We start from the raw sequence: 24,781 nt of genomic DNA on the forward strand, positions 1-24,781 counted from the left end.
ATCTCTTTTTGATAAATTGAACGATTGATTCATTGCATTAAAACTGAGAAACCAGAAGAAAAGAAAATTCCTTCCGAACATTACCTTATCCCACCTAATATCCTCTCTCAAGGTTAAAAGAGGATATTAGACAAGTCTACTGCTACAAGCTTTTTGACTAAGCTTGAATTGTTGTTTCAATTAAGCTTAGAAGCTACTAGGGTGACATCATTTAAGCTAGTCATACTTATGCAATATCAAATACACTTCGGATTTTTAACTGATTTTTAAATAATTCTAGATTAAGACTCTCACTCAAACTTTTTTTCTTGACTGTTATTGTCCTTGTTTCACCTGCTGATAAATCAAAATAATTGTCATTATACTTACAATCTGCACTTTTCAAGTCCAACTCAATATATTTAGCAAAGGCTTTAGATGAAATATTTATATCAAACGTATCTGCTGTTTCATTTACATCAAGAGTTAGCTCAGGATTTAGGAAGCTAAAATGCTTTGGTTTAACAAACAACAAAGTTGTTACCGTTATTTGTTCACCATTTATAAACAACGTACACTCTAGATACGTATTTCTTTTATCTTCTTCTGTTAAAAATCCTCCTAAAGATAGTCTTTCACATCTCTTTGCCGTAAGATTATTAACCTCAGTTTGAACAACTCCTTGAGTCAGGATTTCAGAGTTGTTTTTACGTAATTTCCATTCAATTCGTGCATCAACCACTGATAAGGAATCATTTGTTAAATGGATTTCAATGTCTGATCCTTCTTCTCTAAGCGACATTAATATAGGTGAGTAAAATTTCTTCGCAAAGTAATGAAGAGCCTTCCATCTTCCAAAATAATCAAGACTTGACCATGAGGCTACTGGCCAGCAATCATTTAACTGCCAATAGAGAGATCCCATACATCGTCCTCGATTTCGTCTCCAATGCTCTACTCCATACTTTATAGCTTCAGCTTGAAGTAGTTGTGAAGCATATAATAAAGAATCAAAATCCTTTGGATAAAGGAAATTCTCAGAAAGATAAAATAGAATTTTTCCATTTGCGGCCCCATTTTTTTGGTGCTTTTCCATAACATATGAAAAAATATTACGATCCTCTGGTTCTGTAAAGGAATTAATTGTCTTCATAGACGGAAATGACTGAAAACCAAATTCAGAACAAAAACGGAAATGAAATTTTTCATATTCTGAAAAAGGCTTCAAGCCATGCCATACTTCCCAATAGTGCATATCTCCTTCATTAGGATTCCTCGGTTCATTAAAACCCCCACCTGATGATGGAGAAGAAGACCAATAAAATGTCTGTGGATCTAGTTCTTTTGCAAGCTCTGGAATAATAAATTCAAATAGCTTAATATAATCAGCCTTATACTTATAACCATCACCCGGTATTCCCCAATATACCCAAGCCTCTTCAACTTCATTGTTACCACACCAAAGTCCTAAGCTAGCATGGTGCCTTATTCGTTTCATATTATCAATTACTTCTTGTTCAACATTCTTCCTAAAGTCATCATTTAAATCATATACACTACAAGCGAACATAAAATCTTGCCAAACAATGATTCCTTTTTGATCACACAACTCAAAGAAGTAGTCTTCTGGATAAATACCTCCACCCCAAACACGAATCATGTTAAAATTTGCTTCAACACAATCACTAATAAGCTGCTCTGTTCGTTTCTTTGAATTACGAGCAAGTATACTATCTTCTGGTATGTAGTTTGCACCCATAGCAAAAATTGATCGACCATTCACTTCAAACTCAAAAGATTTTCCCCATTGATCTGGTTCATGTTTAACCTTTATTGTACGAAGCCCTATATTTAAAGCTTTCTCATCCAAGATTCCTGTTTCATTTGATGTAATAATTTCTACTTTATATAAAGGTTGGTCACCATAATTGTTCGGCCACCATAATTGTGGATTTTTGACACTAATAGTTACATTTTCTTCTGCTTGCGCGTCTACAATTTGGAAGAATTCTTCTTCACCTGATGGATCTATAAGTTTCACTTTAAGTGTAACTGGTTCTTTTGAGTGCGTTTCTACTTTAACCCTTACATTAACTTCTACTTTTGTTTCTCCATGTTCTTGAGTTATATACACATCCTCGATACGACCAGAATTCCAAGCAAAGAGCGTTACATCTCGCCATATCCCTAAATCAGGTATTTGTGGTCCCCAGTCCCACCCAAACATACTATGACCTTTTCGAATATGAGGGTATCCTTCAATTGCATCTACAACTCCCCATAGTTTTTCTTCATTTTGCTTTTTTGAAATATATTCAATAGGAGAGAAAAGAGTGACTTCTAACTTATTTGTACCTGAATTCAAATATGGTTTTACATTATACTCATATACTCTGTGCATATTCTTTGTCTTCGCAATGCTCTTTCCATTGAGTTTAATTTCTGTAAGTGTATCCAAACCATCAAAACGCAAAATAAGTTTTTGATAATTTAATAGCTCTTCTTGAATGATAAATTCACGAGTATAAATATAATCCTTAGATGCAATCTCATAGGCAAAACGTTCATTATCCCTGTAAAAAGGATCTCCTATTTCTCCTTGTCTTAATAGATCATTCATAACTGAGCCAGGGACCGATCCATCGAGGCATTTTGAGTGATCGGATGAACTCTTCATTAACCAAGTGCCATTTAAATCAATCTTTATCATTATCTTTTCCTCCATTTTGTTAGTTTTGTTCTCATACTTTTATCTAATATCAATTTCTAATAAAAACACAAAACGTCAGCTTTACCCCACAAAAAAGGTAGTACTCTTTTTTCTATAAAGACCACTACCTTTTTTTGAACTCTACCTATCATTTAGAAGCATAAAAGTTTTTGATAACTTTCTCCGCAGGCTTTCCAAATACAGCATAATCATCATTTAACTCTGCTTCTTTTTCATCATGAAGTAGCGCTTTCCAATCCCAAAGCCCAAAACCTAATACCCAGTCTCTTGTGCTAGTTTTCTCAAACATGACCCGAAAGTAATCTTCCTGAGCGTTCATGTCTATTTCACCTTCTAGATTCCAATCATTCGGAACATACGGAGAGTTTGAACGACTCGGACAGCCAGCCTCAGCAAAGAAGAATGGTTTATTATATGGCTTTATAATTTCTTGAATTCTATCTAACTGATTATCCCAATCATCTATTGGGTAATAACCACTTGAGGAGATGATATCTACCGCATCCCACCATTTCACATTGCCCTCTTGATACTTATCCGTATTATAAGTAATTGGACCGCTATATACAGATCTCACACCTTGAATCAATTTACGCCATTCTTTGTCTTTTCTTTCGGTTTGTACCATTTCACACCCAATAATAAACATGTCACATTTCGTCTTTTGGGCAATTTTCGCGTAATGCATTTGGTACTCAGTATAACTTTTAAACCAATCACTCCATTTAGGTTCACAAGGCACATCTAGATCGAAGAAATTAATATGAGCTCTCCATGTACCATCTTTACAATTTACAGTCGGCTTTAGAATGACTTTTAAACCAAGTGACTGTGCATATTCAATCATTTCTACTAATTCTTCGTCCGCAACCATATGATCGCCAGTATAATCAACTTCAGTTGTATGTGCACCATCTTGAAGTGCAGCCATAGTGATAATAGCGTAATCTGAATTAGTTCTCTCCTTTAATAGCCTCATCGATTCTTTTGCTTCAGGTTTAGTAAAATCACCTTTCATGCTCATCCATCCATAAGTAAAACCTTTTATAAAATCCAAAAAACTCTCCTCCTTACATGATTGTTCCCGCTGTCTCAAAGTAGATTAAGAGGAATTTCTTAATAGAATACCAGTGTCTTCACTAAATATTCTTATCTGTTATTACACTTTACACATAGCAGCTCCTAGAACTTACTTTTCTACTTAACAGATCCAGCCATCCCGTTGTAAATGTGTTTTTGCAATGTTATGAAAGCAATGAGTGTAGGGATGATCGCAATGATAATTCCTGCACAAATAACTTCCCATTGGGATCCGTAAGGACCTTTGAATTTAAACAATGCGGTTGATATAACGTGAAGATCTGTTTTCGGCATATACAGAAAGGCTGTATAGAAATCGTTATAAACATTAACTCCCTTAACGATAATAACTGTTACAATCGCAGGTTTTAATAAAGGCAAAATAATTTTGCGGAAAATCGTCACATATGAAGCTCCATCTAACATTGCTGATTCATCTAACGAAACTGAAATCGAATCCATAAACTGCAAAAAGATATATACAGCAATAATATCTGTACTCATATAAAGAATAATCGCTGCCCATCTTGTATTAAATAGACCAAGCTCATTAATAATTTGGAACGTCGCAACTTGTGTTGTTACAGCAGGAATTAAGGTAGCCAATAAGAATGCTCCCATCAACAACTTACTTCCCTTAAAGTTAAAACGATGTAAAACAAACGCAATCATTGATCCTGTTAATGTTGCTCCAATTATGGATAGAATAAGGATGAACGCTGTATTTACAAATCCAGTTAACATATTTCCTTCAACAAAAGCTCTTGTATAGTTTTCAAAGTTCAACCAGTTTTGAGGAGGTGTAAGCGGACCTGTACTTGTATACTCTTCTCCTGTTTTGAACGATGCAAAAAATACAACTGCAATTGGAAGCAAGGCAATAATAGCACCTATAATTAACGAAGCATATTTCGCTACATTTCCTAATGCATATTTAAGTTGATACATTTTAGCCACGCTCCTTAAATATCACTTTTTGGAGAACAGTTACAATAATAACGATGAATAATAAAACAACAGCCATCGCTGAACCTAAGCCGACTTTACCGTACTTAAACGCAATGTCGACAGTTTGAATAACAAACGTTTTACTCCCATTTGATCCACCAGTCATAATATATGGAATTTCAAACGCTGAAAGAGCTCCACTTATCGCTAAGATTAAATTCAACTCGATGATCCTTCTAATACTAGGAAGAATAATATATCTAAACTGATGCCATCTATTAGCACCATCAATTTCCGCAGCTTCATAAACTTCTTTCGGGATAGACGAAATCGCTCCCAAGAAAATAATAAAGTTAAAACCCATGTATCTCCATACTGAAGTACCAGCAAGAGAAATATTTATGATATCTGGATTACCTAACCATTGTGTAATAAGACCAGTTAATCCGATTGCATTTAATACTGTATCTAACGTGCCCTCTGGTCGAAAGAAGAACAAAAACATAAATCCAATTGCAACACCATTTAGAAGGTATGGAAAGAATAATACCCCTTTGAAAAAATTCTTCATTCTTACATTAAAGCTGAGAATCGTTGCAAAATATAAAGCAACACCCATTTGAACAAACGTAGCCACAAAATAATACAAACTTACTTTAAACACAACAAAATACTCAGGATCTGTAAAGATCGTAACGTAGTTTTCTAAACCAACTAACTCTTTATCACTAAAACCATTCCAATCAGTAAAACTATAGTAGAACATATTAGCTACCGGTAAATAAGCAAAAGTGATAAGTAACGCTACGGGTACAAGTGAAAAAAGGATAATAATAACCCGTCTTTGAGCATCGTATGAAAGATTTGAGAATTTAAACAAGTGCTACACCTCCCGGTAGGAATTTAGAAACACCAAGAGATCAAAGAAACCTCTAGTTTTTCTTTTAAGATTTAAATCTATTAAACCTAAAAAATATCAACCCAATAAAATGATTAAAGGACAAGAAAAGCGCATTTTTTGCACTTTTCTTGTTTTCAACAAATTCTTAAATTACTCACCAACAACTTTATCGTACGCTTCGTTCCAATCAGCATTAAGTTCAGTCATAATATCTTCAAATGATTCATCGCGGTTGCCAATTGCAGCTTCAACAATACGCTTAGGTTTGTCTTCTAACCATAAACCTACTTCTGCTTCTTTATCAATTTTATCAAGTAAACCTTCTTCACCAGCTTTAGCAGGAGTTAATAATTCGAATGTAACACCTTGTTCTTCATAATTCTTTAAATCTTCTGGTAGCGGAACATCTTTTGCAGCACTAATTCCACCAGCTTGTTCTACTGAGTAGCCAGACTCATGAATGAACCAGTCAACCCATGCTAAAGCTGCATCTTTACTTTCACTATGTTTGTTTACACCCATTTGGAAATCAGCACCTAATGGAAAAATTACTTCATCTGCATTAGTAGGAAATGGCATATAACCAATATCATCTGGATTTTCTGCTACAGATTTAATTTGATCAATTGCCCAAGAACCTAATACCATCGTTGCAATTTCACCTTTACCCATCATTGCTTTAGAAGATTCCCAATCAGTTGTTAATGGATCTTTTTCAATTAAGCCTTTGTTTGCTACATCATACATAAGCTTCCATAATTCATATTGTGGCTTACCTTCTGTTAACTGATCCTTTTCACTCACCATTGTTTGATTGTAGTAAGCAGGATCACCAGCTACAGTTGTAAAGGCACCTTCCCATTGAGTTAAAGGCCAACCAGCTGCATAATTTGTATATAATGGAACAGCGTCAGTATTTTCTTTAATTTTTTCAAGAGCAGCAATAAACTCATCCATTGTTCTTGGAGTTTCAGTCACACCAGCTTCTTCATATACTTTTTTGTTATAAACTACGCCAGTGTAGGTAATTGCAATTGGTATACCGTATACTGTTCCATCAACCGCTCTTTCTTCCACACCCATGTATTTTTCTTCCATCTCTTCAAGTGTTCCAAGTGGTTCAAAGAAGTTTGGTAAATCAGCAATTGGCACTTGTGTCGGAAGTAATAATACATCTCCATATTGCTCTGTATTCATACGTGGAGTAATTTGACCACCGTAATCTGTTAACGCTTCAAAGTTCACTTCAACATTAGGATATTTCTTTTGAAATTCTTTTTCATACTCAGGAAATACTGTGTCAACTATATCTGTCCTTTGGGAAATGAAGGTAATTTCCCCTTTAATTTCCTCTGGATCTTTATCTTTCCAGCTTACATTAGCATCTTCGCCACCCTCAACCTTTTCAGATCCTTCAGATGAACAACCAGTGAGAGCCGCAAGAACAACTAGTACCATAACCATAAGTAAACTCATTAGCTTGCTATTCTTCATTTTCTTTCCCCCTATTTTTAAGTTACCGTGAAGCTTACAAGTTAATTCTATATTGATAACGCTTTCCTGTCAACATTTTTTAAGTAATTTACCTTAATAAAAAACCTAAATAATTTTAATTATTAAGTAATAATTAAGTTATAGTTAAAGTAAATTGAGTTAACAATTGTTTGCTAATCACCTAAAACAAAAAAGATCACCAGCAAGTAGAGACTGGTGATCTTAGAGCTTCAATGTTGTATCAATTTATAGAGTGATAGAAGAATACCTAAACCCATTAGAAATGGACCAAACGCAACAAAAAAGGCAAAATTAAGTCCAATACTTAAATAAAGAAAAACAATAATTACAATAATCGCTATTGTATTTACTGGGTATTTAAAAACAGATAAAAACCCATGAATCATTCCATTCTTTGTATCCATCCCCTTAAACGTAATATACACTGTAAAATAGATCAATATCAATAAAGTCATAAGTAATAAATATATAACTAGTATAATAGGTAAAAGAAAAACTTCCCCTACAACTTTATTTAAAAAATAGAGACACGTGTAACAGAGTATTAAGCTGATCATAAAACTAAATGAAACAAATTTATAGTTTTTATACCGGGCAAAGTATATGTTATAAAGTTCTTTCACCGTTATATTTTGTTCATCATCTGCACCTGAATTGATGTCTCTCAAAACTAAATATAATGCACAGATTGCCGGTATTAAACTATAAACGAAAAGTCCTTTTACTAGATTTAACCAGAAATAGAAACTTGTTAGAAAATATTTATACATGAACTGAAAAAACATCATGATTTTGCTGTTCATTTCACACCTCTATTCCTTACAAATAATATTTGATAATTTCAAAATCATTCAACCACGCAAGAAATGATTTATATTTTGGTTAAAAGAAAAACAAGGTATAAAATTACACCTTGTTCTAAATTTTAGTAACAGAATTTCTATATATAATTTTCCCCTTCACTAAAACCCGTCCAAATGTTTTAGATTGATCTTTTATTTTTTCAAGTACAAAATTAACGGCATTAATTGCCATCTGTTCGATATCTACTTCTACTGTAGTTAACGCAGGATCCGTAATTGTTGCATAAATATCATTATCAAAGCCTACTACAGAACAATCTTGAGGTACTTGATAACCTTCCACTTTTAGCTTTTGTACTAGGTTGTGAGCTACTTGATCACAATTACATACAAATGCTGTTGGAAGAGTTTCTGGTAACACAATATCTATATAAGAACCATTTTCATCACGATCATTAATAATATAATCTTGTTTTAACAAGCGACCATGTTCAAGTAAAGATTTATAATACCCTAAATAACGATCCTGTATACTACTCGTAGAATATAAATTTCCCACATACGCAATTTCTTTATGCCCATTACGAAAAAGGTAGTTTGTTAATTCATATGCTGCATAAAAATTATCTGTCGTAACAGAATCGATTTCTGCATGCTCATCATAAAAATCTAAGAACACTTTCGGTATTTCTATTCTTTGTATTTCCTCTATATATCCTTTACTAACCTGCCCGAGGATAATGAAGCCATCAACCTTGTTTTCATTATAAATCCTTGGAAGTCTTAGGTGTTTTTCATCAACATGACTTAAAATATGAAGTATCCCATAATAACCTTGATCCTCTAATATTCTAGTGATGCTCTTATAGACATTTAAATAAAAGGAAGATTGTTCTGTTCCAGCAAAACGCTCTGGTATGATAACGCCAATGTTATAGGATAACCCTTCTTTCATAGACTTTGCCATTACATTATATCGATATCCCATTTCTTCTGCGAGAGCTTTTATTTTTAATTTTAGCTCTTCTCCGACACCCTCTTTATCATTAAGCGCCTTTGAAACAGTTACACTACTTACACCTAATTTATTTGCTATATCTCTCATCGTTATATTACTTTTCATGTTTCCCTCCCATCCAATCGCTTTTAAATTTCAGCTATTTACATACTACATGATTAAACAAAAACTTTGCACCTAATTTCTTATCGGATCATCCAAAAGTTTTATTGGATAATATTATTGCTGACTAACTCTAATCAACTTCATGTTTTCTTCAATTAAGTTTTTACGTTGTGCAGCAGACTCTAACGAGCGGAATGGATCTTCTGGGGTATTGAATGTATAATCCATTAGCTTTTCTATTGTTGTTGTTGCAACATGAATCCTAGTATCACTTGATGCATAGTAAATAAACACTTCATTTTTCTCATTCACTACCGCACCATTACAGAAAATCACATTTGAGACGTCACCGGTACGTTCTTCATCATAAGGAGCAATAAAATGACCTCCTGGAGTTGCGATAACCTTTGAAGGATCCTCCAAACTTGTTGCAATTGTATAAAGAACATACCGAAGACCAGCTGCAGTATTCCTAACACCATGCGCGATATGAATCCAACCTTTATCTGTTTTAATTGGTGCTGGCCCTTGACCATTTTTAACTTCATAAATAGTATGATATTTCTTTTCATGCATAACTGTCTCTTCGCCGATAATTGGATTTAATATATCATCGCAAAGAGCAAAGGCGATACCACCACCAGATCCTGTTGAAATAAATCCATCCTGTGGTCGAGTATAAAATGCATATTGACCTTCGACAAACTCTGGATGTAATACAACATTTCTTTGCTGTGGTGAAGGTGTTTTTATATTTGGAAGACGCTGCCATTCTTTTAAATCCTTTGTCCGCACCAAACCTGCCTGAGCAATTGCACTAGATGTATCAAATTCTGCAGATTTTGGATCCTTACTTTCCGAACAATAAATTCCATATATCCAACCATCTTCATGTTGAACAAGGCGCATATCATATATATTTGTTTCTTTTTCATCAATATCTTTCCATGTAAGCGGTGTATCAATAAATCGAAAATTATCAATACCGTTATCACTTTCTACTAATGCAAAAATTGATTTTCGATCCAGACCTTCCATTCGCACGACTAAATAATACTTACTGTTTAGATAAATAGCTCCTGGATTAAATGTAGCATTTACCCCCAGTCTTTCCATAAAGTGTGGATTTGTTTCTTTATTTAAGTCAAAACGCCAATGTAACGGTACGTGGTGCCTTGTTATGACAGGATTTTGATATCGATCATAAATCCCATTATAAAAATCTAACTTTTTATCATTTTTTCTTCCTAGTAAATTGATTTGCTTATTTAATAGCTCGAAATATTTTTCATGAATCATTTTTCTTCCATCCTTTCCATCATTTCTAAGCAAAATCTTGAATTATGATATGGTGTTTTCCACGGCTCCCCAATAGCTCTTTCTGTTGGACGGCCGTCTGCTTCTATTGACCAGTACCATTCTCCACCTTCACGTCGATCAACTATATTTTTATTAATATAATTCCATAAACCCTCTACTATTCTTAAAAACTTCTCATCATTTGTTCGTTCATAAGCATTATAAAAACCTACGATTGCTTCAGCTTGTACCCACCAAACACGTGTATAATCAATTTCTTCGTTATGTTGTTCATTTACAAGGGAACCATCTTCCAAAATTGCATTAGCAATATTATAGGCAATATTAATAACCATGTTATTATAGCGCTCATCATCTAAATTTAATGCTTTCAAAGAATCATCTATTAACCAGCTCGCCTCGATATCATGTCCGAACGATTTTAAGTTCAGTAAAGAATTCCAATCTTTATCAAAGAAAACATCTAAATAGTAAGTTTCCTTGTTATAAATTTTTTCAAAGAACAACTCAATCAAATTCGTTAACCTTTCTCTAACTTTATCAGAGTTAGATGCCCTCAACAGATTTGTATATGCCTCAAGTACATGAAGATGTGTATTAGTGGTTATATCCGCAGTAACTCCATTTTCACTCAACTTGTCGTTTGGAACCTCGTTCCATTGTCGATCAAATTCTTCTTTATAAGAATTATTCTTCTCATCAAACCCTTGATTTTCTATTAGGTTGAAAATTTCATAGGCATATTCTAATGCCTCATGATGTTGTGTAGCTCGATAATATTCACTCAATGCATAAATCCCAAACGATTGTGTATAGACATGCTTTTGATCTTCAACAGGCTGACCTTTGAAATCAACTTGCCAAAATAACCCTCTATACTCATGATCATAAACTTTTTCAATTAAAAATTGATAAGCATGGTGTGCATATTCTAGATACTCCGGTTTCTTTGTTATTCGATATGCTGCAGAAAAAGACCACAAAAATCTAGATGCTGCAATCCCACCTTTTTCTGCTTCCTTATCTATTGTTAGGTCAAAGTTAACTTTGCCGAAGAATCCACCATGTTCTTTATCTTTTAATTTCATCCAAAAAGGTAAAATATGAGTATATAAGTGCTCCTCAATTTGTTTTCTAATACTAGACATTGACATAACCCCCAAGATTGTAGTTTACCGATAACTTAATTAAAATGGTACTTGCTAACTTTATTTTTGTCAATTATTTTAAAGTAAATTAGTTAAAGTTAACTAAGAAGATAGCCTTTAACTTATTTATATACAAAAAAAACATTCAAAGGAATATCTTCCAATGAATGTTTTAATGAAGCTTTAAAATCTGCCCACAACTCTATTTTTCCTATGGATGAGAAACAATTAACTCTATATTCCCTTTAAGTTTGAAATTACCTAAACCGTATGGAAGAATAAAATGTTGACCTTTTTCAATGTGATATACATTTTCGTCTATACAAAGCTCACCTGAACCCTTTATTACACTGCATATAAAAAATGACTTGCTATGTGTAAATGAAGAAGCTGTATGAATCTCCCATTTATAAACAGAAAAATATTCCTCATTAACGAATGTTGTAATTCTACCACCTTCAATTTCCTTTGGTACTGAGTTATTATTTTGTATTTCATGAGGGACTCTTATCACATCCAATGATTTATTGATATGTAGCTCTCGTTTCAGTCCATTTTGATCTACTCGATCATAGTCATAAACACGGTATGTTGTATCTGAACTTTGTTGCGTTTCCAGTATTAATACCCCTGAACATAATGCATGAATCGTTCCACTAGGTACGTAAAAGAAATCTCCTGGTTTTACTTTTACTCTTTTTAGTAATTGGATCCATTCTCCAAGTTCAATCATTTCTTTTAATTCTTCATGTGATTGTGCAGTATGACCAAATATAATTTCTGCACTCTCTTCACAGTCTATTACATACCAGCACTCAGTTTTTCCTAGTTCACCACTTTCATGTTTCTTTGCATATTCATCATTAGGGTGAACTTGAATAGAAAGATCTTTATTTGCATCTAGAATCTTTGTTAATAATGGAAAAACATCTCCTTCAATATTTCCGAACAACTCACGGTTATTCTCCCAAAGCTGACCTAAAGACAAATTCTTATATGGTCCGTTACTTCCAATACATTGTCCATTTGGATGTGCAGACACCGCCCAGCATTCACCTGTAAAATCTGATTCTATATCATATCCAAATTCCGTACGTAATTTCGTTCCTCCCCAAATCCTTTCTTTGAAAACCGGAGCTAAAAATATTGGTTCCTTCACATTATTCACGTCTCCTTCCGAAAATTAACTAATTAATTAAGAGAAATTACCTAACAAAATTGAAAAATATCAAGTTATTAAATAACTATAAGCCCTAACATTTATATATGTCTAATGTTTTTTTACCAAAAAGTACTTTTGAACTTTCCAGTTAAGTTAGAAGCATTCTTTAATAAATCTTTTTTAAATTAAGATATAATAAGAAATATCCCTAAATTAATTTATTAATATTTGTGCGCATTATGCTATAATAAGATTATAAAAAATAGTTATCGATAACTTAATTACCAGTAAGTGATAACTAGGCTTGTTTGAGGAGTAATTGCCCTAATTCTTGTATATATATATGCTTTCGACCCTATCAAATAAAGCAAATAAAAATGAGGTGATTTCTAGTGCCAATTAATGTAAACGCAAACACAGAAACAAAAGAATTTCATTTATTTAATCAAAATGTTAGTTATATTTTTAGAGTTTTAGAGAAAAGTCATTATTTGGAGAATTTGTATTACGGAAGTCGAGTAAAACATCGAGAAAGTTTTCACCATTTAATTGAGCGGGAAGTAAGGCCATCTAGTAATCTATTTGAAGGTGATCATACGTCCTCATTAGAACATATTAGACAAGAATACCCAAGCTATGGTACAACAGATTTTCGTTATCCTGCGTATATGGTTACTGATCAGGTAAACGCTCATATAACTGATTTTCAATTTGAGGATTACAAGTTAATCAAAGGAAAACCAACATTAGAAAAATTACCGGCGACCTATGTTGAAGATCCTAACGAAGCAGATACTCTTGAAATTACTTTATATGATGCAGTGACACAAACAAAACTCATCCTTAGTTACACCATCTACGCAAATCGTAATGTAATCACCAGAAATACAAAGTTCGTTAATGAAGGTACAACCGCTGTTTATATAAACAATGCAATGAGTGCAAGTGTTGACTTTCCAGATGATCAATACGAGATGATTCACCTTTATGGTGCTTGGGCTAGAGAAACACATATGGAAACAAGAACATTATCAAAAGGCATTCAATCTATATCCAGTGCTAGAGGGGCAAGTAGTCATGTCCACAATCCATTTCTCGCTCTAAAAAGGTTTGATACAACTGAACATTCTGGTGAAGTTTTTGGCTTTAGTTTGGTTTATAGCGGTAATTTCCTTGGACAGGTTGAGGTAGATTCTTATAATGTTACTCGAGTGACGATGGGCATTAACCCTTTTCAATTTAAATGGAAATTAAATCCAAATGAGTACTTCCAAACACCAGAGTGTGTTATGGTTTATTCAAATAAAGGATTAAATGAAATGAGCCAAACATTTCATCAACTTTATCACAGTCGATTAGTACGTGGTTATTGGAGAGATAAAGTACGTCCTATCTTAATCAATAATTGGGAAGCAACCTATTTTGATTTTGACGAAGAAAAGATTCTTAACATTGTTAAGTCTTCAAAAGAATTAGGAATTGAATTATTCGTGCTTGATGATGGATGGTTTGGAAAACGAGATGATGATTCGAGTTCATTAGGTGATTGGTTTGAATACGAAGAAAAACTTCCAAATGGAATTGATGGTTTATCGGAAAAAGTAGAAGCATTAGGCATGAAGTTTGGACTTTGGTTTGAACCTGAAATGGTTAGTAAAGGAACGAAATTATTTGAAGAACATCCTGACTGGATCATTTCAACCCCTAACCGTCGTGCATCACATGGCAGAAACCAATTTGTTCTTGATTTTTCACGTAAAGAAGTTGTCGATCATATCTTCATACTGATGGACAACATCATTAAAAAATCGAAAATTTCTTATATTAAATGGGATATGAACCGCTACATTACGGAAGCATATTCTAAAGTATTGGAAAGCGACCAACAAGGAGAAGTGTTTCACCGTTATATCTTAGGTGTTTATGAACTGTATGAAAGATTAATACATAAATATCCACATATTCTATTTGAATCATGTGCTGGTGGTGGCGCCCGTTTTGATCCGGGGATGCTTTATTATGCTCCGCAAACATGGACTAGTGATGATACAGATGCCGTTGAGCGACTTAAAATTCAGTATGGAACATCAATGGTGTATCCACTAAGTTCTATTGGAAGTCATGTTTCAGCTGTACCTAATCACCAAGTTGGACGTATCACACCATTATACACAAGAGCAAATGTAGCTTTCTTTGGTACCTTTGGATACGAATTAGATGTAACTAAATTAACTGACGGTGAAAAAGACCAAGTAAAGCAACAGGTGGCCTTCTTTAAAGAAAATAGAGAGCTGATTAGCAACGGAACGTTCTACAGACTCTCCAATCCATTTACTTCAAACGAGACGTCATGGATGGTTGTGTCAACAGATAAAAAAGAGGCAATTGTCGGCTATTATAAAGTTCTTGCGAAACCTAATGATTCATATAGCCGTATAAAAGTAAAAGGTTTGGATCCAGAGAGGTTATATACAATAAATAATAGTACCATCACACATTACGGTGATGAATTAATGAATATTGGTATAATCTTAGCTGAAAACTATACAGACCGAGCTTCAGAATATTGGTCTAGAGAACATCCACATGATTATTATTCAAAAATATTTGTGATTAAGGAATGCACAGGTAGTTAATTCATGTTATGTTCTCAAAAATTACACACTTAGTATAACAGTTTATTTTTAAGTTGAAGTTTAATAGAATAAGACTGTCACAACCCTTATTAATAAGAGTGTGACAGTCTTATTTTTTATCATATTGAAGGCAAACGTACAATATGATTATTTTAATTTGGTAACTACACTCGTAAAAAAAGCAAAGTCAAACCTACTCAAATAAGACAATACGGTTTACCTATAGTTCATCAAACTGATTGAGTCTTTTTTTAGTTATTATTATTAGCTTACCTTATTTCTTCTCCTATTTATTAAGATTACAGAATAGCCTCCAGCTATAGCAAATATGCCCAGTAGCAACCAGTTAAATTGATTAGTTGCGGTTTCAGGTAATTTGTTTTCGCTTTTTTCTACTGTACTATCTTTTGAAACTGGAACGATAGGCTTCGGTTCATTTGGGTCAGAAACGGGATCAGGATTATTAGGTTCCTGTTCAGGATTTCCAGTATCAGGATCTTGAGTTCCCGGTTTCTCTCCCTCTGGATTCTGAGGATCTACTGGCCCTGGATTGCCACAGCTTTGATCTATTTCACTGTTAACTACTACTACCTCTGATAAAGTTAACACTTCTGTTGCTGCTACTGTAACTCCAGAGTTTGTTATTAAAAATGCATCTGCTGTTTCAACTGCTCCGTTTGTCAACGATACATTATCAATATACACAGATGCGTTCCCCTCACCACTCGTAGGAATAATTTCAACACCAATCGCTTTGACATCATGTAGGTTTTCAATATCTGCTAATGGAAGTATAATTGTAGTAAATCCATTGCTATCAATAGAAACTACACCACTATCTGCCCACCCCCATGAAGGCTGTACAAATAATTTAGCATCTGCAGTTCCACTTGATAATTTCACATTTACACTTAAGTATTCTTCTCCTGTTAAGTCTCTTGTTACTTCATCTCTTAAACCTAACTTACCACCAGTTAGATTAACTGTTGTCGTTAAAGATTTCATCCCCTCTGCTGCCTCGACATCTGTAATTTCAACAACAGGTGGAGGAGTTAAGTTTTCGTTATAACCAAATTTCCAACCTTGCACACCATCTTCGAAATGATAAAGAGTTGGATTTGTTTCAGGATCAGGCTCAACATCACCAATTAACTCAATGTTATCAACAAACGCTCTAGCTTTACCTGATCCAGAAGTTGGTTCAATTTTTATACCAATCGCATTTACACTATTACGATTCTCTACACTTGCTAAATCAATTGTTAGTGTTTTAAATTCTGTGTTGTCAACTTCAACAACACCGCTATCTATCCAAGCCCAGTCAGCACCTGTTTTTATATAAAGACGAGCATTAGCAGTCCCTTCTGATAACTTTACTTTGGCTGTTAATGCGTCTACTGCAGATAAGTCAATTGTTTGTACTTTCGAAAACTCAAAGCCTAGAGTACCTTCTAAATCAAATTCTGAAGATAATGATTTAACACCTTTTTCAGCAGCTTCTTCTGTCACTTCTGCATTTGTTGCATTCGCATTATTCTGCTCAATTACCCAGCCTTGCTTATCATCTTCAAAATCATACAGCGTTCCTGGTTGTTCTGGCATACTTCCTGGACCTGATCCACCATTTGGAACACCACCAGTTCCATCGTTACCAACTCTAATATCATCAAAATAAAGTAAACCATTTAACTCACTGGCTATATCATCTTGTGCATTAATGTAAATTGAAAACTTAGAAACATCTTTAAGATACTCTTTTGTAATAACTTTACCTGCATTAGCTGTATCCCATGGAGCAGGTGTAAATTCACTAAATGGAACTTTAACTACTCCCGCTTCTGTTGATTCTAATGATGGATATGCCTCAAATGAAATACCATCAATCTGAATTTGAATGACAAGCTTTTGCGCCTTTCCATCAGGCTTTAACCAGAATTGAAGGTGGTTAGAATCAGACCAATCAAGATTATTTAATGTTTTTGTAATTCCTGTGTAACCTCCAGGAGTTAGCGTATAATCATATTTTAAGCCATAAGTGCCATCATTTTTGTTTACCCCATCAAGACTAATAGACACATTTCCATTTGCAGCAACGAAATCTGTCGCTAACGCCGCGTCACTACCTAGATATGACTCAAAATCATCAACTAATGAAGGATCATTTGGAGCTTCAGCAAACACACTAAGGAGCTGAATATTATCCACATAAATATTTCCATCTAAATTAAGTTCTTTACTGATAAGGGATAAGGCAAGACCTGTTGCTTCCTCTGATATTGCCGGATTATTTAAATCAATCGATGCAGAGAATTTAACATATTCAACTCCATCAATTGTAACTCTTTCAAGATCGCTAAATTGTTTAGTTGTTGTTGATTCTCCATACTTTGTATCCCAGTCTGGTGGAAGCATAGCAACACTAAGTAAACTCGCATTTGTTGTTCCAGCTGAAGCAGGAACCAGTGCATCGAATTTAACGCGTTTCACCGATGATAAATTAACATCATCTAAATCAGTTAATTCTAGTTTTAACTCCTGCCAAGATTGACTTTGCTCTAAACCATCGGCTTGTATTTTCAGCTTTCCATCTCCAGCTAACTTTTCATGCTCAAAACTTGAATTGATAGTTTCTGGGTAAGCACCATTACTTTTCACACCTTCAGTATCATCATCAAACGTGTATGTTTTAATATCAATTTCAGATACCTTCACAATAACAGTACTTGTTTCTTCAAGAATTGTACATCTGTCAGAAAGGAGTGCTTTAACAGTAATATTGGCAGTTCCTCCATTTAATGAGGCCGGAGGTAGCCAGTCTGCTGTATAATACATACCTTCCTCATCTAGCGTCATTAAAACTTCATTATCAGAACCTTCTACTGTATAAATTACTTGCTCTGGTGTATCATTTATCACTTTCACTCGAATTTGTGCTGGTGAAGCTTTTACTTCACTATTTAATGTTGGTGTAACAATATGCATAAACGGCTTTTCTTCTGTAGTCGTAAGATCTTTAATACCATAAGCATCACCAACTTCATTTAAAAAGCCAGAGTAAGGATCTTTATAAAATTCTGTAAAGTCTGGTAATAATTCGTGATCCTCCCCACCCTCTGGAGCATTTTTATATCCTTTATAAGGCACGAATAGGTTACCACCTAGAGCAAAGTTAGCCCATGTTTGCATATATGAGACTTTCTTCGCATCAGGATCAGACTTAATAGCATTTAAAATTTTAGTAAACCATTCAAGATCTCCATTTCCAGTTGTTTTCATCCCTTGAGGACTGTAACCGTATTCAGTAAATGCTGAAATCTTATTCTTTTCCTCGGCTAATTGTGAAACCATCGCTAGATCATTAACAAGCTTGCTTATAAAACTTTCTGAACCAGGGTTACTTTGGTTATCATATTGGTCTAATCCAATGATATCAACATATTGATCTCCTGGGTATGTAGTAAGATAATCATCTGGATTTCCATCAAACGGTCCATTCGGTGAAAAAGCATATAAGAAATTACTTACATTCTTCTTATCTCTTAAATATTCCACTGTGTATCGATAGAGCTCTTTGTATTGGCTAGTAGTTGTCGTTTGCGCACCCCACCAGAACCAACCACCATTCTGCTCATGAAAAGGTCGAAAAATAACTGGTATTAACTCACCTTTATCATCCTTTAAACCTTGAGCAAATAATGCTAAATTATCTAACCATGCATTAAATGTGGCATTCGCAGGACCTCCAGGAAGAATATCTGCAACAGCATCTTTACTACTTGTATCATTATAGCGGCCACCTGTTGCAAAATTTGGTGGATGCATACTTAATGCAACAATACCGCCTAAATCATGTGCAACCTTCATTGAAGCAATTAAGTTTTGTCTATTTTGCTCATCAGTATTTTCAGTTGAACCTGGCTTTTCATCTCCATCTAAACTTAACGTATCCCAACCAAAGATCGCCGGATAATCTCCAACTGAATTTTTTACCTCTGATTGAGTAGACCCAGCACGTGTGCCACTACCAGTAATGGTTAATCCCTCGTCTGTTGCATGCTGATGCCCAAACAATACTTGTTCTCCACCAATATCTTGTAAGTATGCAAACAATGACTTAGTTTTGTCTGACGCATTTGAATCAACTAAATCAAGTACCCGCTTACCTGACTCAGAAGCGGCAAATACAGATGGAAAACTTGAAAAAACTAGAGTCAGAGCCAACAATGCTGATAGTACTTTTTTTGACTTCTTCATTTTTTTCCTCCCCTTTAATTAAATAATACATACATAAAGCTAGCAAACTTCCATTTATTGAAATTAAAAGCTAATATCGAATGAAAGCGCTCTCTTTATAGAGTATTATACTAGCATTAACTTAATATTTAAAGTATTATTTTTATATTTTAAACTTAACGATTACTTTATATTTATTTTTTCCACAAGATCTTATGGATATATACAACAAAAGATAATGTAGATCTTTTCTAGTTGGGGTATTTATTAAAAAGCATGAATTTTTGGATTGATGAATTGCAATCTCAAATTAATCGATTAAGTAACAAAATAGAAACTATAACTAATGTACTATCATTGTTTGCTACTATTAGCTAATAATCTTTACGGCAAGAAAATTATTCACCTCTTAAATATTGCCATAAAATTATTACGAGTCTTTACAAACTTATAACACTACTACTTTTTAGTGAATCACCACTATAATATTGAGAGTCACCTACTTGTAATATTTATAACTTCGTTAAGTTCAATCTATTATTCTACTTTTATAACGTGGCTCTATTCTAAGATGTAAAATTTGTACAACAGAAAAACCTCCAATTTCTTATCTAAAAGAAATTGGAGGTTTACACTGAGTTGATCCGATAGGAGCTGGAATCCCCTCTCCTGTATATAACTTGAACTAGTATTTCAATTTTTTTAATTCTTTATAAACATCGAATCAGTTTATCGGAAGAGAGCATTAATGATTTATAAGCACCAAACAGTGCTCAATTAAAGTGTAACAGTAAAGCTTTCAACATCTTTTTCTGGTAAAAGTTTAATTCCTAGTTCGGTTGATTCGATATTTGCATTAGTAGATTTGTTGATTTCTAAAATACCACGTAATAATAGAGACCATGACTTCCCAACTGTTTTAATAATCTTAACTGTAAGTACACTATTAGTCATTGTTACTGAAACTGCAAGTTCAACTTCTGATTTGGAATTACGAACGGTAGCTATTGCTGTTTTACCTTCTTCAAGTTGGAAGAGATGTAAAACTACATCGTTTGCAAAGTCATAATCAGCTTCGTATTCATTTGAACCTACAGCAATGATAGAATTAGGGCGAGCATATAGTGGAAGACTTAAATATCCATGATTTTCATTTCTCCATACTCCTCCATCAATCACTTCATTCGTAAATAAATGTGTCCATTTTCCTTTTGGAAGATAAAATGATACATCTCCTTCCTCGTTCAATATCGGTGCTACAAGTAATGAATCACCAAACATATATTGTCTTTCCAATGTTTCGACAGCTGGATCGTCTTGAAACTCAAGAAGCATTGCTCTCATCATTGGAAGCCCTAGTTTGGCTGAATCATTCGCTGAATTAAAGATATATGGCATTAATTTTGATTTTAACTTTGTAAAAAATCTCGTTACTTCAACAGCTTCTTCATCATATGCCCAAGGAACACGGTATGATTTACTTCCATGTAACCGGCTATGACTTGAGAGAAGTCCAAATGCTACCCAACGTTTAAACAAATCCGCAGGAGCTGTACTTTCAAATCCACCGATATCATGACTCCAGAATCCAAATCCAGTTAAACCAAGTGATAATCCTCCTCTGATACTTTCTGCCATTGATTCGTAAGTAGCATCACAATCACCACCCCAGTGTACTGGAAATTGTTGACCGCCGGCGGTTGCTGAACGCGCAAATAAAGTAACCTCACCTTCGCCAAGCTTATCTTTTAATACTTCAAATACAACCTTGTTATATAAGAATGTATAGTAATTATGCATTTTGTCAGGATCAGAGCCGTCAAAGTAAACTACATCTGTTGGAATTCTTTCCCCGAAATCGGTTTTAAAAGAATCAACCCCCATATCTACTAATCTTCTAAGATGATTAGCATACCATTCACATGCTGCAGGATTTGTAAAATCAACAATCCCCATTCCAGGCTGCCATTTATCCCATTGCCAAACATCTCCATTAGGTCGTTTAATTAAGTAGCCATTTTGAACTGCCTCGTCAAAAAGCTTTGACTCTTGCGCAATATAAGGATTTATCCAAACACAAATTTTCAATCCTTTTTCTTTCATGCGTTTTAACATCCCATCAGGATCTGGGAACATGTTTCTATCCCATTCAAAATCGGTCCAATTTAATGCTTCCATCCAGAAACAATCATAATGAAAAACAGATAATGGAATATCTCTTTCACGCATTCCCTCTACGAAACTATTCACCGTTTCTTCATCATAGTTTGTTGTAAAAGAAGTTGATAACCATAAACCAAACGACCATGCAGGGGGCATAGCAGGTTTACCTGTTAAAGTCGTGTAGTTTGAGATAACCTCTTTTAATGTATCTCCACCAAAAATCATGTAATCCAACGATTCACCTTTCACACTGAATTGAACCTTAGATACTTTTTCAGAAGCAACTTCAAGAGATACATTTTCTGGTTGATTGATAAAGACCCCATACCCTTTATTTGATACATAGAAAGGAATGTTTTTATAAGATTGCTGTGATGCCGTACCTCCATCTTGATTCCATATCTCGATTTCTTGTCCGTTCTTTACAAATGAAGTAAACCTTTCACCAAGACCATAGATATTTTCACCAACTCCTAAATTTAGTTCTTCACGAACATAGGTAGTCTTAGTTGTTGTTTCAGTAATATGAGACATTGACTTATGACCACTGCCAGTTATTTTTTTACCATCATAAAGGTATTGGACTCCCCATGGTCCCTTTTTATTAATAACTGCACTTGTTTTTCCACTGATAAATGTGATTTTGTCTTCTGTTTCTTCTATAGAAACAGGTGCTTGCTCGTGATCATAAAGCTGAAATTCTGGACCACGCTTTTTTGTTCCCTTATGATGAATGATTTTTACTCGAATTATATCTTCCATTGGAGATGAAAACTCCACTGTTAATAACGGTGTATCGAGTTGATATCCTCGGTTTGAAATATCCTTCGGTGCCACTAGTACTTTTAGTGCGTTTTCTGTAGAAGTAGCATTAAAGAATTGTACTCCAGAAATTAATTCTAATCCTTCTCTTATAAGCCAATATCCATCTGTAAATTTCATGATTACACTCCTTCATTTCATTAAGTCTATCAACCAAAAGAATGTTTCTTAGATTGACGAACTTTCATTTTTTAAGGCTCTGTTAAACTTTGTTGTTGATTTCCGTTACAGGCATTCGCTTTCCGCGGGCGGTCCGGGAGCCTCCTCGTAAGCTGCGCGCCTGTGGGGTCGTGGGGTCTCCCTTTGACACGCTTCTCTAAGCAGGCGTCTCATATATTCAACTCCAATCAACAAAGTGCTAAAAATCAACATTAAACTTTAACATATCCTTTTCAAATAATATTTGAAGCACTTTGACATGTTTAATATCTTTAAAAAAGACCCAAAAGTGAATTCGGGTCTCTTTTATAATTGTCTTAAAAACGACTTCAAGGTTAATATTAGTTATTCCAAAGTTCTACTCTTTCTTTAATTAAATCAGTTCTCATTGCTTCAGCTTCTTTTGCACCAGCTTCATCAATTTCTTTCAAGAAATTATCATAAAGCTTATCAAAGTCAGATGGTTTTGCTAGAATTGCTTCAGGTATACGTTTCTTCACGATATCTAGTACCTTTTGTTCAATAAGCACTAATTCTGAATCACCTGGAACTTGAATATTAAAGGATACACCCCAAGGTTTTACAGGGAACTCATCTTCCTGTGGATATAATTCCTTCCACATTTCAACACCATAGTTTGATAAAACCTCTTTTTCTATATCTGTATAAGCATCTTTTATTTGTTGTGGAGAAGCAATTGTATATGTTTGACCATTAGAATCAACGACACCATCTCCATATGCAGGCGCAAAACCTTTTAATACACCTATACCAGTTTCTTTTACATAGTTAGCATTGTTGTTTCTTTTATTCATTTCTTCATCAGAGATAACACGTTTACCATCTTCAATTGTGTAGTGTTCTCCTTCAATTCCCCAGTTTTGAAGAATTTGACCTTCGTCAGAAGCTAGATAATCTAAGAATTTAATTGCTGCTACCGGATCTTCACAATCAGTGGTAATACCAATACCCCAGCCAGCTAAATAACCAGTACTTTGAAAGTTCGCATGCTTCATACCTTTTTCCAATGTTGCAGGATATAATCCATACATTCTCTCTTGCTGACCTTGTTCACGTAATGCACGTTGTGCTTCATCGAATTCCCAATCATCATCAATAATCCCTAAAACGCGTCCTGAAGATAATTTAGCTAAATATTGATCGTATTTTTGAACAAAGCTTTCTGGATCAAGTAATCCTTCGTCATTCATATGGTTTAACCAACGGAAGTACTCTTTCTCTTCTGGACGCTTGTAATGGAATATTGCTTCATACGTTTCTGGGTCAATATAGTATTCTCCATCATCAGATACACCAGTTGACCAGAAAGCTGGATTTGTCGTCGAAATCATAATGCGCCAGTCATCTGCTAATAGTGATAAACCGATTGTAGATTGCCCATTTACTTCTGGAACCTTTTCTTTATATTCTTTAATAGCGCTTTCAAAATCCTTTAACGTATTAATTTCAGGATATCCAAGTTCTTTTACAACTGCATGCTGTAATCCCACACCATGGCTAGGCTTAAAATACTCTGTATCTACAGGAGATGTAGGTAAAATGAAAATTGACTCTTCCTCACTGCTCCACTTTAGACGATTCATGTAATCACCATATACTTTTTTCAAGTTAGGAGCATGTTCTTCAATTAGATCGGTGAGATCAATAAGTGCACCTGCTTCAACTAATTTCCCTGCCTCAGCTTTTGGAGCAACAAGATCAGGATATTCTCCACTTGCAATCATTAAAGCAATTTTTTGAGTTCCACCATTTACATCAAACTCAGGATTCAACGTAACACCTGTTTTTTCTTTCACAACCTTACTTACAGGACTTTCCATATTATCCCATTGTGTATGTGGATCTGCACTAAATAGAGTAAGCTCTGTAAGTCCATCTTTATTCTTTTCAGCTTCATTTCCTGTCTTATTGCTACAACCTGATATGATTAGAACAAAACTTAATGCCATAAACAAAATAATTTTGCTAACATTCTTTTTCATGTTTTAATCCCCCTTGTTTAAAATTCTTTACATAGAACAGAAATCAAATCTACTA

14 protein-coding genes are annotated in these 24,781 nt (G+C 34.3%); 1 reads left to right on the forward strand and 13 read right to left on the reverse strand.

Features of this window, described 5'->3' with window-relative positions; genetic code table 11:
• Positions 1–226 precede the first annotated feature (226 nt).
• The 10 genes from JOC75_RS09505 to manA all read right to left on the reverse strand — a co-directional run bounded on the left by JOC75_RS09505 (position 227) and on the right by manA (position 12,707).
• The gene (locus JOC75_RS09505; protein WP_204953820.1) at positions 227–2,689 is read right to left on the reverse strand and encodes a beta-mannosidase; all 2,463 of its coding nucleotides are present in this window, start codon (positions 2,687–2,689) and stop codon (positions 227–229) included.
• A 148-nt stretch (positions 2,690–2,837) separates the two neighbouring features.
• Complete coding sequence (locus tag JOC75_RS09510; protein ID WP_204953821.1) at positions 2,838–3,767, reverse strand: glycoside hydrolase family 113; 930 nt, start codon at positions 3,765–3,767, stop codon at positions 2,838–2,840.
• A 140-nt stretch (positions 3,768–3,907) separates the two neighbouring features.
• Positions 3,908–4,738, reverse strand: a complete 831-nt coding sequence (locus JOC75_RS09515; protein ID WP_204953822.1) for a carbohydrate ABC transporter permease — start codon at positions 4,736–4,738, stop codon at positions 3,908–3,910.
• A 1-nt stretch (position 4,739) separates the two neighbouring features.
• Positions 4,740–5,618: a carbohydrate ABC transporter permease gene (locus JOC75_RS09520; protein WP_204953823.1), complete on the reverse strand. Its 879-nt coding sequence runs from the start codon at positions 5,616–5,618 to the stop codon at positions 4,740–4,742.
• A 171-nt stretch (positions 5,619–5,789) separates the two neighbouring features.
• Positions 5,790–7,133 (reverse strand): ABC transporter substrate-binding protein, encoded by a 1,344-nt coding sequence (locus JOC75_RS09525; protein ID WP_204953824.1) that lies wholly within the window; start codon positions 7,131–7,133, stop codon positions 5,790–5,792.
• Between the two features lie 230 nt (positions 7,134–7,363).
• Entirely contained in the window at positions 7,364–7,957 is a 594-nt protein-coding gene (locus JOC75_RS09530) for a YesL family protein (RefSeq protein ID WP_204953825.1), read from the reverse strand.
• Positions 7,958–8,072: 115 nt separating this feature from the next.
• Positions 8,073–9,080, reverse strand: a complete 1,008-nt coding sequence (locus tag JOC75_RS09535) for a substrate-binding domain-containing protein (protein WP_204953826.1) — start codon at positions 9,078–9,080, stop codon at positions 8,073–8,075.
• Between the two features lie 114 nt (positions 9,081–9,194).
• On the reverse strand, positions 9,195–10,379 hold the full coding sequence (locus JOC75_RS09540) for a glycoside hydrolase family 130 protein (protein WP_204953827.1): 1,185 nt from the start codon (positions 10,377–10,379) through the stop codon (positions 9,195–9,197).
• Positions 10,376–11,548 (reverse strand): AGE family epimerase/isomerase, encoded by a 1,173-nt coding sequence (locus tag JOC75_RS09545; RefSeq protein ID WP_204953828.1) that lies wholly within the window; start codon positions 11,546–11,548, stop codon positions 10,376–10,378. The genes JOC75_RS09540 and JOC75_RS09545 overlap by 4 nt, the downstream gene beginning before the upstream one ends.
• A gap of 211 nt (positions 11,549–11,759) precedes the next feature.
• A complete protein-coding gene (gene manA / locus JOC75_RS09550; RefSeq protein WP_204954216.1) occupies positions 11,760–12,707 on the reverse strand; it encodes a mannose-6-phosphate isomerase, class I in 948 nt (315 codons plus the stop codon).
• Between the two features lie 401 nt (positions 12,708–13,108).
• Here manA and JOC75_RS09555 point away from each other — a divergent pair, with 401 nt between their 5' ends.
• Positions 13,109–15,346: an alpha-galactosidase gene (locus JOC75_RS09555; protein ID WP_420828022.1), complete on the forward strand. Its 2,238-nt coding sequence runs from the start codon at positions 13,109–13,111 to the stop codon at positions 15,344–15,346.
• A 264-nt stretch (positions 15,347–15,610) separates the two neighbouring features.
• On the opposite strand, the gene JOC75_RS09560 is transcribed toward JOC75_RS09555, so the two are convergent.
• From JOC75_RS09560 to JOC75_RS09570, 3 genes are all read right to left on the reverse strand, one after another.
• Positions 15,611–19,600, reverse strand: coding sequence for a glycosyl hydrolase (locus tag JOC75_RS09560; RefSeq protein WP_204953830.1), 3,990 nt, complete (start codon positions 19,598–19,600; stop codon positions 15,611–15,613).
• Between the two features lie 756 nt (positions 19,601–20,356).
• Positions 20,357–22,684, reverse strand: coding sequence for an alpha-xylosidase (yicI, locus tag JOC75_RS09565; RefSeq protein ID WP_204953831.1), 2,328 nt, complete (start codon positions 22,682–22,684; stop codon positions 20,357–20,359).
• Positions 22,685–23,064: 380 nt separating this feature from the next.
• Entirely contained in the window at positions 23,065–24,726 is a 1,662-nt protein-coding gene (locus JOC75_RS09570) for an ABC transporter substrate-binding protein (RefSeq protein WP_204953832.1), read from the reverse strand.
• Positions 24,727–24,781 lie beyond the last annotated feature (55 nt).

It is taken from the genome of Metabacillus crassostreae, assembly GCF_016908395.1.
Taxonomy (GTDB): domain Bacteria; phylum Bacillota; class Bacilli; order Bacillales; family Bacillaceae; genus Metabacillus; species Metabacillus crassostreae.